Source organism: Salinimonas chungwhensis DSM 16280 (assembly GCF_000378185.1).
Taxonomy (GTDB): domain Bacteria; phylum Pseudomonadota; class Gammaproteobacteria; order Enterobacterales; family Alteromonadaceae; genus Alteromonas; species Alteromonas chungwhensis.
This window is the reverse complement of record NZ_KB899393.1, coordinates 43,302-57,142: the sequence shown is the minus strand read 5'-3', so window position 1 is coordinate 57,142 and position 13,841 is coordinate 43,302. Positions and strand designations below refer to the sequence as shown.

At 41.8% G+C, this 13,841-nt stretch carries 11 protein-coding genes and 1 pseudogene; 6 read left to right on the top strand and 6 right to left on the bottom strand.

Features of this window, described 5'->3' with window-relative positions:
- From F458_RS0117950 to F458_RS19890, 4 genes and pseudogenes are all read left to right on the top strand, one after another.
- A partial coding sequence (locus F458_RS0117950; RefSeq protein ID WP_018984829.1) for a DUF2975 domain-containing protein occupies window positions 1–295 on the top strand: 295 nt, incomplete at its 5' end.
- A gap of 2 nt (window positions 296–297) precedes the next feature.
- Window positions 298–528, top strand: a complete 231-nt coding sequence (locus F458_RS0117945) for a helix-turn-helix domain-containing protein (RefSeq protein ID WP_018984828.1) — start codon at window positions 298–300, stop codon at window positions 526–528.
- A gap of 869 nt (window positions 529–1,397) precedes the next feature.
- A complete protein-coding gene (locus tag F458_RS0117935) occupies window positions 1,398–3,041 on the top strand; it encodes a methyl-accepting chemotaxis protein (RefSeq protein ID WP_083928668.1) in 1,644 nt (547 codons plus the stop codon).
- 246 nt (window positions 3,042–3,287) lie between these two features.
- Window positions 3,288–4,025: pseudogene (locus tag F458_RS19890) on the top strand (IS3 family transposase); the annotation flags it as partial.
- Window positions 4,026–4,396: 371 nt separating this feature from the next.
- Here the strand turns inward: F458_RS19890 and F458_RS0117925 are convergent.
- The 3 genes from F458_RS0117925 to F458_RS0117915 are packed head-to-tail and all read right to left on the bottom strand — an operon-like array spanning window position 4,397 to window position 9,446.
- Entirely contained in the window at window positions 4,397–6,424 is a 2,028-nt protein-coding gene (locus F458_RS0117925; protein ID WP_018984824.1) for a hypothetical protein, read from the bottom strand.
- A 3-nt stretch (window positions 6,425–6,427) separates the two neighbouring features.
- Window positions 6,428–8,191: a hypothetical protein gene (locus F458_RS0117920; protein WP_018984823.1), complete on the bottom strand. Its 1,764-nt coding sequence runs from the start codon at window positions 8,189–8,191 to the stop codon at window positions 6,428–6,430.
- A 1-nt stretch (window position 8,192) separates the two neighbouring features.
- The gene (locus F458_RS0117915) at window positions 8,193–9,446 is read right to left on the bottom strand and encodes a site-specific integrase (RefSeq protein WP_018984822.1); all 1,254 of its coding nucleotides are present in this window, start codon (window positions 9,444–9,446) and stop codon (window positions 8,193–8,195) included.
- 313 nt (window positions 9,447–9,759) lie between these two features.
- Here F458_RS0117915 and F458_RS0117905 point away from each other — a divergent pair, with 313 nt between their 5' ends.
- Window positions 9,760–9,951, top strand: coding sequence for a hypothetical protein (locus F458_RS0117905; RefSeq protein WP_018984820.1), 192 nt, complete (start codon window positions 9,760–9,762; stop codon window positions 9,949–9,951).
- Window positions 9,952–10,000: 49 nt separating this feature from the next.
- Complete coding sequence (locus F458_RS20265) at window positions 10,001–10,912, top strand: ATP-grasp domain-containing protein (RefSeq protein WP_018984819.1); 912 nt, start codon at window positions 10,001–10,003, stop codon at window positions 10,910–10,912.
- A gap of 53 nt (window positions 10,913–10,965) precedes the next feature.
- Here the strand turns inward: F458_RS20265 and hslU are convergent, their stop codons facing one another.
- From hslU to F458_RS0117885, 3 genes are all read right to left on the bottom strand, one after another.
- Window positions 10,966–12,294, bottom strand: coding sequence for an HslU--HslV peptidase ATPase subunit (gene hslU, locus F458_RS0117895; protein WP_018984818.1), 1,329 nt, complete (start codon window positions 12,292–12,294; stop codon window positions 10,966–10,968).
- A gap of 66 nt (window positions 12,295–12,360) precedes the next feature.
- Complete coding sequence (gene hslV, locus F458_RS0117890) at window positions 12,361–12,885, bottom strand: ATP-dependent protease subunit HslV (protein WP_026294783.1); 525 nt, start codon at window positions 12,883–12,885, stop codon at window positions 12,361–12,363.
- Between the two features lie 310 nt (window positions 12,886–13,195).
- Entirely contained in the window at window positions 13,196–13,771 is a 576-nt protein-coding gene (locus F458_RS0117885; RefSeq protein ID WP_018984816.1) for an SPOR domain-containing protein, read from the bottom strand.
- Window positions 13,772–13,841 lie beyond the last annotated feature (70 nt).

Below are 13,841 nucleotides of genomic sequence, written 5' to 3'. Positions count from 1 at the left end.
AATGGTTGTATTCCGGTTATACCAACTGTTCAAATCTTACGAACAAGGTAACTTTTTTGGAAATAATGCGCAGAAACATTATTCATGGTTAGTAGGTCTGCTAATAGGTGAGTTTGTTATGTCGTTTCTACTTCAGATTGTAACAGCCTATTTGTACAGTCAGTATCATCCATCGATAGGCGCAAGCATCAACTTTGAGTTTCTTGAACTCATTAAACTTGTTGTTTTGGCGTTCATATTACACCTGCTCAAGGCCGCAAATCGTATTGACGAAGAAAACCAAGGGTTCGTCTAGTCATGGAAATCATAGTAAATCTCGATGTCATGATGGCGAAGCGAAAAGTTAGCTCCAAAGAACTTGCGAATGCCATTAGCATCACTGAAGCAAATTTGTCGTTGCTAAAAAGAGGTAAAGTTAAAGGCGTCAGATTCGCAACTTTGGTTAAGATCTGTGACTATCTTGACTGTCAGCCCGGGGATATTTTTTCGTTTTCAAGAGCCAAAGATGAGGAATATAAAACCCAATAGACTGTGACTACTGACTAAAAAATTTAAATTGGCAATGCTGACCGTCCGTTGTTTGTCTTCAGCAGACCCTCGCATCAGTAACAGTGACGGTCTGCAATTCGCTCTGAACTGTCTATCTTTTAGAATAGCAGAAAAGGTCCGCTTCTGATACACAACAGCCGCTGACATTTACTGGAAGACACAGTGAAAAATGAACGGAAAAGTGGAAAGTAAAGGCTTTACTATTCCCTTCCCCTCAGCGTGATTTACACATTATCACTTCCGCCAAGGGCGGCGGAAATCAGAGCGAGGTAAGCAGTGCAATCATTTAGCTAATATACTGTGCTTTACCGTCGACTATCTGCAAGCCACGAGTTAACGATCCCTAATATAGTAGTGCACAAACCAGCCACGCGGCCATCTGCTCAGTATATTTAAGCACTGAAGGGGGCATCGCTACCAAATTTGAGTTAGAGGCTGGCATTTGTTTTTGTTGAAACAGCTTGATTCTAGTTGATTTAATAGCCTGATACATTTTACGCCTTAGTGGAACCGCCTATTACCGCCCCTCCATATCTCCTCCCTGAAAAATGCGCACGGCTTTTTGTCTGATTGGTCTGTGGACTAGAGTTAATCGAGAACTAAAGCCTATTAGTGAGTTTTTATCTTGGCCGCTGAGCGCTATGGTCCGGAAATGATGATACCTAAACCTTTAAGGAAATACTCACATCCTATAATAAATCACTCAAGCCCACAGAAACAGGATACAAAAATTCTTGCTTACCTCTTTATTCTTAAAAAGTATATCAAATCAAATGTATATAATTTTTAACTTTGGGACAAAGGGATGAGGTGGTAGAGTGCGTCAAAAATTTATTTGCTACTTAATTATGATAAACACTTTAGCCAAAACCACTGTCAGAAACCGGTTAGCGTTGGGTTTTGGGACTATCCTCGCGCTGATGATCGTCTTGACTATCCTAGGTATCAATAAAGTAAACTTTATTGACCGGACCCTAGCGCAGATGACCGATATAAATGCCGTCAAACAGCGCTATGCTATCAACTATCGCGGCAGTGTTCATGACCGAGCGATTGCAGTTCGAGATATCGCCATTGCACAAACTGCGTCACAGGTCACAGAGTTTGAAGATGAAATTCGAACGCTTGAAGCGTTTTATGCAACGTCAGAAAGCGAAATGAACGTTATGATTAAAGACGGCATCGAGTTCACTGATACAGAGTTTGAGATATTGCAGCGTATCAAAGCAATCCAGGCCGTGACAAAACCACTGATCGAGCAGATTATTAACAGCAAAAAAATGGGTGAACCTGTTGAAGCTCTTGTGCTTGAAAAGGCAAGACCAGCGTTTATAACCTGGTTGAACACTATTAATCAGTTTATTGATTATCAGGAGACGCAAAATAAGATGGCAACCCCGGAGGCTCGAAAGGTCGCAGGCGGTTTCCAGAATTTGATGTTGCTTTTAAGTGGATTGGCGATCGCTATTTCAATACTCGTTGCGTTTCTTATTGAGCGAAGCTTAAGAGCATCTTTAGGCGGTGAGCCTTTTAATGCCCAAAAATTTATTAAAACAATGGCTGATGGAGACTTGACCCAGCCCGTTCAGACTAATCATCAGGGAAGTGTGATAGATTCACTGGCGGATATGAACAAAACCATAACGGGTATTGTCATCAATATCAAAACCGCATCGAATAACTTATTAGAGCAAATCTTTGAAGTTACAAAGAGTTCTGAAAAAGTTTTACTTACTGCAAAAGATCAGGCCCGCCTTACCAGTCAAACAGCGATTAAATTGGATACAATGCGCGGTAGTATTGACGAAGTTTCTAACATTGCTCGTCACACACAGGAAAATTCAGGTTTAACCGTCTCTTATGCCAAAGAGGGCCGAGAAGTAGTAGGCACCATGGCTGCGGAGATGACTAAAGTTGCTCAGACCGTTGATGTTACCGTCTCTCAAATAAAAACGTTGGAAGAAAACACAAAGAAAATTGGCGGTATTGCAAACGTCATTAGCGAGATTTCTGAACAGACAAATTTATTGGCTTTAAATGCGGCAATTGAAGCAGCAAGGGCCGGAGAGTCAGGTCGCGGGTTTGCGGTAGTAGCTGACGAGGTTCGTCATCTGGCTAAGCGTACAAGAGAAGCGACGTCTCAAATTGAAGTGATGGTGAGCGATGTTCAGGCACAGACCGCGGCTTCTGTCCAGGCCATGGAAACCACACAACCTCAGGTAGAAAATAGTAAGGCGCAGACCCGCAAAGCAACAACACTTCTGGAAAATATTGAACAGCAGGCTGATGATTCGCTGGCACAGGTTCAAAAAGTGGCGCAATCCACCGCGGACCAAGTTACTGCGGTGGCAGATATCACGCAAGCGATGGTAGAAATCGCAGAAATGTCAAAAAATTCGATGAACAATATGAGCGAAAATGACCACGCAGCGCACAAGCTCAACGAGCTGGCAATTCGTCTTAAACAAGAAGTCAAATTCTTCAAAGTATGAACAGGTGTGGGTTCAGCAAATTAGTTTATCGAATGGTTACCTAGCCATTAGCAAGGAGCTGCCAATCATGAGTCTTTTAGTAATCGACACACAAACTCTGTAAAATGGCGTTGCAATCACCAATTGAACTCGAGGCACTAAGCGGCGGTCAGGTTTAAGAAAACGGATCGTCCGCTTCTTGTCTAATGATGCCTTTCACCAGTATGAATATATTACTCAGTATGAGACTTTATTACTCTCCTACATCAGCGCCTCACAGGGCTAATTAAACAGTTCTGGCTGGAGTCAGGTGGCGTTTATGGCTATCGTAAAATCCATTCTGATCTCAGAGATATTGGTGAACGCTGCGGCATTAATCGCGTCCACCGCTTAATGCGGGGAGAAGGCTTACGTGCTCAGGTCGGTTACCGGAAGCCAAGACATCGCAGTGGTGAAAGCCACATCGTTGTACCCAACCGCCTTAATCGTGAATTTAATCCCGCAGAACCTGATGAAGCATGGGTAACGGATATTACGCACATCAGAACGCACGAAGGATGGCTGTATCTTGCAGTAGTCGTTGATCTGTTCTCGCGCAAAGTGGTTGGCTGGTCGATGCATCAGCGCATTACCAAGGATATCGTGCTTAACGCATCGCTAATGGCTGTGTGGCGACGCAATCCCAAACAGCAAGTCACTGTGCAATCCGATCAGGGAAGTCAGTATACCAGTCACGATTGGCAGGCATTCCTAAAAGCGAATGGTCTGGAGGGAAGTATGAGCAGACGCGGGAACTGCCATGATAACGCTATAGTCGAAAGCTTTTTCCAGTTGCTCAAGCGTGAGCGAATTAAGAAAAAGATCTACTCAACCCGAGAAGATGCAAGAAGCGATATCTTCGATTACATCGAAATGTTTTATAACAGCAAACGAAAACATGGTTCCAATAATCTACTGTCACCAGTAGAGTATGAAAATCGTTACGAAGAACGACTGGGAAGTGTCTGGGTTAGTAGTGGCGATTCATTTTTTCTAAGCGCTCTAATCTATCCAATAATTCCAGCAAATACTCATTTTGTGCCTCAACTATACAGGCAAGATGATCCCTTTGAGCTTGAGCATCAAACAAGCTTTTTCTTAGGCTCCTTTTAGTCCGCTTACAAGCTTCTTTATCAAGATGCCTCCTAGCGAGAAGTAATGCCTTTTCCTCTTTAATTCTAGCTTGAACTGTTGGAAACCTAGAAAGTTTTACTTGATCGATTGTGCGGCCAGTTTCTCGAATAACGTTTGCAGCTGTCAGAGCGGCTCCTTTATCCAGATAAATTGGTTTATTCGTTACTAACCTATCGAGTGCTTCAATTAGCTGTTGCCGCAAATCACTTATCACTGATCCTTTCCTCATAAATTTCAATTGCATGTATCTCGTACTTAAGCGCTTTAGCTCGCATACTATGCGGCGATAAAGAGAGTAGTTCACGTTGATATTTTGCTTTGAGATTAGTTAACGATTTATGATTATCAACCGAAAATATCGCTTCAGCACATATACCTCCTCCATTAGAGCCAGTACATTTAGTAATTGATTCTATCCCACCGTATTCACAGTAACCAATCTTTGAACAAAATCCTAATAAAGTAGGGCGAAGACCCACTTTCTCATTCTTAAATGATGCTATTAAACCCTTTTCATCTTGTCCTGATATAAAATCCCTTACTTTAGTAATTTTATTTGGAAAAACAACACCATTTCGTTTGCAGAACAGTTCGTTAATAACTTTTGCCTTCCTAGCATAGGATTCCAATATTAGTTCGTCTCTGACACCCTCATTTAGAATTATATGACTATAATTACGTCCATAATATAGTGTCATAAAGCTTGTTAGATGCTTCGCCAAGTATTGCACTGACTCAGTACTTATCACCCCGCTTGAAAGCATATAAACTATCATGGAGCGTCGGCACTGATGACTTGTCCATTTCCAAATTTCACCTACACCATATTCTTCGCGATTGATTATATCGGGCGTAAGAGTTTTAGCAAAGGCCCAGTCAGACTTATTTATCTTCATATACTTTGATTCAAAAATATTATCAAATAGTTGATATCTATCCTGACCACAAGCTATTAGTGATTTAGAGGCATGTCCTCCGTTAAATCCTAAAAGTGAGACACTGTATCTTAGTGGAACGCTTATTGTATTACGTCTATTTTTATACAGCGAATATTTTTGGAAAAATCTAGATATATAAATGGCTATATTGAGCGCCGAAAGTGCTCTTTTAGGTACTATCCACCTAGCGTCACTGTCCTTAATTGTTTTTGTAGTTATTCCTTCTAAGATATAGATCTCACCGAACCTCTCGTCGTAGTCTATTAGAAGACAGTCACTATTAAGTGATAAAACCTCTTTTATTCTCTGTAACGAAAAGAACTGGATATATGCAAGAGCGACATCACGAAAAGAGTTCAATATTCTGGATATATTTTTTAAGTTATAGGTAGTGTCATACAATTCATAGGTTCGAAGAACATCTTTTATTCCTTTCTCAGAAAAAATTTGATCGAGAGATTTGTTGAACTTTAGTTTGCCTTTAAAGTTAGCCTTTCCAAATGGGTTAACAAACCTGTCTTTAAAGCTATCATCATATAGATCCTCACGGCCATATAGATTTTTATATGATTTAATATTGCGTTCTCTCATACGAAAGAATTCTTCAAGAATACCGAATAAAGACACCTTTATCCCTTCAAAGTCTTTCATACATCTTTCTAATCTATCAACTTGGTATTGCCAGATCCTTGGTGGGATAACTAGATGCTGCCTCGTTAAATGCTCATCCCTTGTTGCCAACCTATGAGCTAGATTTTTTAGTGCTCTATTATCAAGAAATATAAAACCTAAGCTTCCATAATGGTTTACTCTTTCTAGATATGTAAATATGCTTTGCCATACCTTGGGAAAGCAGTCAACTAGCTTAGAAACGATTTTAGGATAATTTGATAATTCTGATAAAAGAATCCCATTACCATCTATGTTTTTATTTTCATCACATATAGACGCAAACTTCATCAAAGTAGATTTAAGTGTTATATGCGATGCGATATATGCTCTTGTAATACGCTTATCATAAATGACAGAGAGCATAATTGTTTTCACTAAATTCAGATTATCAGATGTTACACTTAGATTATTTCCTCCAGACCATGTCCATCTACATCCTCCTACTACTGCACGAAAATCCCAATCAATATCACCAAATAAACTCAAAGGTTTACCTTCTTTATCTACGCTAACAACGATTTCTTTAGATACAGGAAAAGATGGTCTCTTATAAATTGCACTATGAGTTATATCAAATTCACCTTTATTTTGGTGCGGCCAAAATTGAATACGCCCCTGCATGATTTATACCTCAAATCCAACCAGCATATCGATTGCATTTACCCATTGTGGGTGAAAGTCAAATAGTTCGACTCTATCAATTGCAGCTATGACCCAATCAGGCCTTTTCACTTTGAATGTTTCTAATCGACTTGTAATTTGATTAATTATGACGTCAGCCGGCTCAAGAGTACTTGAAAGTTTACTTAGGTGAGAACTAGCGGACTCGAGTTGCTTTAAATATCTAAAACTAGCCAATGACCATATGTAATCATAGCTGTCTACATCTTTATGGTGTTGGCACACCAAACAACCACTGGCAGTAGTACAATTAGGTACTGCGAGCACTGGGCTAATATCCTTGATAGGTATTGGCTCTCCATCGCAATAACCTCCCATCACCGATAGCTTTGTTACATCAAATTCTGTCCAAAATTGCTGGGATTCCATCACTGCTCGCTGGTGATTCGGCGCCATGTAAGATCTATAAAATGTTGCTAAGTCATGCCCGGCCATTGCCGCTGCTTCTTTGCTATCTTCCAAAAATCGATACATCCAATTAATATTAGTACGCCGTAATTCTCTTGAGGAATGCCAACTAACTCCAGAATCCATTAATATTTTTCTTAATCTAGATAAATTATTCCCCGGGAATTTGGCAACTTGCCCACTTAAGTCAAATGTAGGGAAAAGCCATTCGCTTTCATATTCACCTACAAATATAGAGTCCCTCCACCTCTTATAATTATTAAATAATTCTTTGAAATTATTATATATATTTACGCCTACCTCGTGTCCTGCCCTTAGCTTGAACTTAAAAATTGTCTGATCTGCACCACTAGGTAAGGTTTTCGTTTCTTGATTAGTTATTGAGATCGCTTGTGAAAGATTTGCACCAGTTGCTATAATAAACATCATAAAAAATGCATTGCGTTTTAAATTTACTATGGCCCATCTCTTATCATGAACAAGGCTTTCTGAAGGAGAAAGAAATTGCCTTCCGCTTATATTTTCAAACCGTAAACGAGAGCGCTTTGCTGATTTCTTTAATTTATCCACCGAATAAGCCGCAGAAAAGTTAATATAAAACTTTTTATTATTAATTCTAGCTTCAATTGGTAATTGTCCAAATATTGATTCTTCATCAATAGAGGAGTAAAGCTGCATTAATGCGCTTGCCATTTCCTTTATTTCAACCAACAATTGTTTGTCATATTTCTTAACGTTTGTCTTTGGGCACCTTAGTGATAGCTCGTAAAACACACCCTTGCAATAGCTTTTTTCATCAGCCAGCCCCGTAAATGAATCTATGAAACTTGATATATTCAACAACTTATCATAGCGCGAAATTTCTTTTATCTCCCCTTCAATTACTCGAGAAGCAAGGTGTTGAGAATACAAAAAATAATTTTTTCGTTGTTTTGAAGGTTTATAGGACCCTTCACATGAATAAATCCAGTCATGAAAGGCTTTAACATCCTTAATAAATCTGATAACGGTGTTGTGCGAAGCTCCAACATTTATTTTATTCTGGGCTATATGCTTTAGTGATCTTACCCAGTCAATCTTAGAGTCAACAGGTTTTCCATAAAGTCCTTCTTTGACATCTAAATTGAGCGATTTCGTTGTTGCTCTTGTAGTTTTAGTGATATTAAAAAGATAGCGAGACAGATCTAGGCTATGAAATTTTTTCTCCCAATTCTTATTTGGCTCCAACTGCATTTCAAATATAAGACTTAGATTTTCATCGCTTAGTCTTTTAGATTTACCTTCATATTTAACCTTCATTTTATCTATTAAATTTATTAGATATTTTATCTAACCCAAAGATGTAGTCTATAAAAGCGTTACCAGCAGCACTACGTTTCGGCTTACTCTCTATAAATTTAAAATATCTCCACGTAGTTGCTTCACTTTTATGCATTGCAAATAATCTTGTACTCTCGATAGCTTTATAGTCTTTGATACCATAGACTTCAATACTAACTAGCATTCTTTCAGTAATCGCTGTCGCCCGTGTTTGGTGGAAATGAAAGTTTTTAAATTGTTGATAGCCGTGCGAAAATAAGCTCGCTTTAAGTTCAAATATTAATTGGTTTAACGTATTTTTACTGTACGGGTTACCGTGCGTAGTCAAGAAAATGAGGTCTTTATATTTGTTATTTGCTTTTAAAGACCGTGAAGCACGAATTTCAGACACGGAATATCCACAAAGGACGTCATATAATTGTTTTGGGATCTGTAGTTCGCCATTTACACTAAACTTTGTGAGAATCCCAGTTCCGGGTCCCACTGTCATCCGGTAAAAACCATCTGAGGAGAGAGTTGCGTTGAGTAGCTGGTTTTTATTCAATGTCCGAATTGTTTCACTCCGCGCACCGGTTATAAATCCTATTTGTAGCATCAGGTATAAATGACAATTTCCTTGGATCGCAACATCGAGAAGTGTAGATTTATCTTCAGCACTCAATGGAACTAGTCCATCCTCAACAGTGTCAAGTGAATTCCTTTTTCGATAGGGAATAGTCAAATTGGTAAATTTAATACCTACAGCTCTTTCAAATCCGATTGCTGTAACTATACTTATTTTTGCTGACTTTTCTTGCCATAAATTTTTTTGAATCCAACCTTGTGATTGCGCATACCGATAGAAGCCTACAACAGCATTCATTCGAGCATTTGCTGTCGACGGAGCTATGCCACCAGAATCCCTCCTTCCAATTAGGTATTGCCTAAATTTAAAAAGTACACTTTCAGACTTATTTCGAGGGAAATATCTCCAATACAGTCCTTCACGCTCCAAAAATTCAATATAGGAATTCAAGTGATTAATTTTACTCAATAAGGTTTTAGCCTGAGGAGCCTGAGGGTAAAGCTTTGCGTAATCGACAGCGTAGCGATTTATCTCAACAGCAGGGCTACCGTCAGAATAAAAAATCATCGGTATATTTTGCTTAGTCGGATTGAGCTTAGAATTTACCCACTCTAACCTATTTTCAGCTAAGCGTGGTTCGTATGTCTGAAAACCTATGGTTTCAATCATGGACGCTATCTGTTTTAAATTTAAGTCATCTAAATATAGTTCTCATTAAAAATATGTCCATTTTTATATTTTTAGTATCGAATGCAATTTTTAGAACTTGTCTTTAGTAAAATTTCATTGCGCCAATATCTATCGCAAGCTGGAAATTCGTAACAGAGCGGCGCTTATGGCCCGTTACTTTCACCAGTTTTATACCGTAACCAAATCTGCTGCACTGGCTGGTTAACAAAAACCCGGCCTGTGTACAGGTGATACGAAACGTTTAAAAGCTATATTAAACCTGCGTTTAAGCATTATTAATCAAGGAGTGATTATGAAAACAACAAGTAAACAGTCGACTGCCTCTATGACGGACACTGAGATCCTACAGGTAAATGGTGGTAATTCACTGTCATTGGTGGAAGTGCAAGCCGAAAGGGGCTCCCTGCCGGTAAAACCAATTCGCTACTACACCCAGGCACTTGGCGAAGATGGTGGTGATCTACCCGATTTGCTGACTATGTAGAAGCTGACTGCCAGCCCCTGGGCTGGCAGTTTTTTTTAAAGGAATAACCGTGCCTAAAACAATACTTTTACTCGGAAGTGAAACACTCCCGGAGCTACAACTTATCCAGCAAAAACTAAACAAATCAAATAGTCGCACCATTTTACTGGACACTGCCCGCCTGCCCCGCGATTTTCAGATAAGCTGGTCGCCTGAGCACAACGCTGGTTTGTTGCACTGCTCGTGCGGCACTTATGAACTGGCAGAAATTGCAGCAGCATTCTGGTTTCGGTTTACCCCGCCCCGCGGAATCAGTGAACCGACCATCCAAAAAGATTACCAAAGCTTACTCAACCTTCTTCTGCATAACCCGGCTATTTCATGGCGCAACCACATTAATACAATTCGTTACCATCAGCAAAAGCCTCAACAGCTGGCTCATGCCAAACAACTCGGGTTATCGGTGCCAGCAAGTTACATAGGCAACAACATTGACCAGGCTATGCTATTTGCAAATTGTCATCGCACTACCATTGCTAAACCCGTACATGGTGGGGACTATGCAGAGCGCCTCGCTGAAGGCCCTCAACTGAAACAGGCGCTGTCAGCACGCTTGCAACGTAGCCCGGTAACTTTGCAGCAATTTATAGCAGGCACCAACATACGCACTTATGTTATTGATGATACGGTCTTAAGTGTTGAGATCGCCTCTGCTAATACTGATTTTAGAACCGACCCGCAGGCTTATTTGCTTCCACATGCATTATCCCAGTCTGCCCACCATCAGGCCCTGACCCTTTGCGCTGCTTTTGGTATGCACTGGACTGCCATAGACTGGCGTTTAACACCAGACGGTGAATATGTATTTCTGGAAGCAAACCCGGCACCTTGCTTTTATCGGTTTGAACAGCAAAGTCGCCTGCCTCTTTCCGATTTACTGACAGATATGTTGCTCAAGGCGGCCAATCAACCACTTCACTGACCAACGGACACAAAAAAGCCGCTTTGCAGCGGCTTTATCTGTATTGAACAAAATCAGAGGATGAAGCGACTGAGATCTTCGTTTTCCACTAAGGTATCCAAATGCTCATCAACATATGCAGCATCGATGGTGTAGGATTCCCCATTTTTCTCCGATGCATCATAGGAAATATCTTCCATTAGCCTTTCAAGTACCGTATGCAAACGGCGGGCCCCGATGTTTTCCAGGCGCTCATTTACCTGCCACGCAGCCTCAGCGATACGCTGAATGCCTGATGTGTCAAAGTTTATGGTGACGCCTTCAGTAGCCATAAGCGCACGATACTGTTCACACAACGAGGCGTTAGGCTCGGTAAGAATCCGCTTGAAGTCGTCTACCTTAAGCGCCGATAATTCTACGCGAATAGGCAAACGGCCCTGTAGTTCAGGTATCAGATCAGACGGTTTACTCATCTGAAAAGCGCCAGAGGCGATGAACAGTATGTGGTCAGTCTTAATCATGCCATGTTTGGTCGACACCGTAGACCCTTCCACCAGGGGCAGCAAGTCACGCTGAACCCCTTCGCGGGATACATCGCCGGACTGATTGCCCTCGCGCTTGCAAATTTTGTCTATTTCGTCGACAAACACGATACCGTGTTGTTCCACAGACTCAATCGCCTTTTCTTTCAGGTCTTCCTGATTGACCAGACGCGCTGCTTCTTCTTCAATTAATAACTTAAATGCATCTTTTATCTTAAGCTTTTTCTTCTTTTTCTGGTCGCCTGACAGGTTTTGAAACATACCCTGTAACTGGTTGGTCATCTCTTCCATGCCCGGTGGCGCCATGATCTCTACGCCCATCTGTTGCTGGGCCACATCGATCTCAATTTCTTTATCATCCAGCTCACCTTCACGCAATTTCTTGCGGAAATTCTGCCTTGTGCCGCGATCTTCAACCTGTTCTTTTTTACCCCAGGCATCTTCCGGTGGGGGCAGCAACACATCTAAGATACGATCTTCTGCTGCTTCCTCAGCGCGATAGCGCACCTTGGTCATTTCCTGCTCTTTGGTCATTTTCACAGAAATGTCAGCCAAATCGCGGATAATCGTTTCAACTTCCTTACCGACATAGCCCACTTCAGTGAATTTGGTTGCCTCCACCTTGATAAACGGTGCGTTGGCAAGTTTAGCCAGGCGTCGGGCAATTTCAGTTTTACCCACCCCGGTAGGACCAATCATGAGAATATTTTTAGGGGTAACTTCCTGGCGTAACTCGTCAGGTAACTGCATACGACGCCAGCGATTACGCAAAGCAATAGACACAGCACGCTTAGCATCTTGCTGACCAATAATATGACGGTCCAGCTCGTGAACAATTTCTCTGGGTGTCATTTCAGACATAAAATCTCAACCTTCTATCAAGTCGGTTGTATCTAACGTGATACAGCCGACAGTCATTCTTGATGTTTAGTAATCCAGTACGTCTATCGCCTGGCTGTGGTTGGTGAATACACAGATATCACCGGCAATAGTCAGACTTTTCTCGGCAATATCTTTAGCTGGTAAGTCCGTATTCTCAAGCATGGCAATAGCTGCAGCCTGCGCATAATTCCCGCCTGAACCAATAGCGATAAGATCATTTTCCGGCTGAACGACATCACCGTTGCCGGTGATAATGAGCGACGCGGTTTCATCGGCTACTGCCAATAACGCCTCAAGACGTCGTAAAGCACGGTCGGTCCGCCAATCTTTGGCCAACTCAACGGCAGCCCGGGTAAGTTGCCCCTGATGCGCTTCTAACTTCGCCTCAAACCGCTCGAACAAAGTAAACGCGTCTGCGGTTCCCCCGGCAAAACCGGCTAAAACCTTATCATGGTATAACCGGCGAACTTTACGGGCATTGCCCTTCATGACGGTATTGCCCAGCGATACCTGTCCATCTCCGGCCATCACGACCTGATTATCTCGTCTTACAGATACGATTGTTGTCACTAGTCTTCCCCGATGGTTGGGTTACATGCCATATGTATTGGCAATGTGATTAAAAATGATGATAGATAAGTGGGGGATACGGTGTGAATTTCAAGGCTTTGAAAATGATTCTGGATATAAGGCGTGTATAAAGCAGGATATACAGCGCAGATTTACATGCTCAACTATTAGCCAAAGGACATTCCTTGCGCGAATAAGCCACGCGAAACATCACGATTTACAAGAACTGTATGGTTAAGCACATCAGGCTGAATTGACGGTATCATAAGCCACGGCGCTCTTATTGAGCGCCATTGCGGGCAGGCTGACGTTATAAGGACCAGGTTAAAATCATACACGTTGTGATGTTGATTTTACGCAGGGTATGCTTAGCCCTTTCGGCATCACGCTTGGTTTGTAACGGCCCCAGAATAACTCTGAACCACTGCCCGTTGCTGCCCTGGGTATCGCGAATTTGCGCTTCCAGCCCCTGAAAGGCGATATTTGCCTTCATTTCTTCAGCCTGGGCGCGGGTGCGAAAAGAGCCGCATTGGAGTAAATACAGTTTATCTGATTTTTTCTGCTCGGCGACCTCGACTTCCACCTCATACCCAGGCAGAGATTCAATATACTCCCATTCTTCCTCGGGCATTTCAGGCAGCGCTTCTTCTGATTGCTGCGATACAGGCGAGGAAACAGGGCCATCCACATCTTCGGGCGCTGCGCCACTAATAGACCATAAGAACCAGGCAAACCCCGCCAACAATATAACAGCAATAGCCAGTTTCGCTTCGGGAAACTGGCCGCTTCCCTTAGAGGGACGCCGGGGCTGCCGTGGAGGGGACTTCTTGTTATTCTTTTTATTCTGCGATCCGCGACCGCGAGAAACATAATCGCGTTGAGCCATAAACGGCACTCATTCCTCTATCTAATACATCAGGACAGCGCATCCTGTACCCGGGCTAGTTTACCCAAAA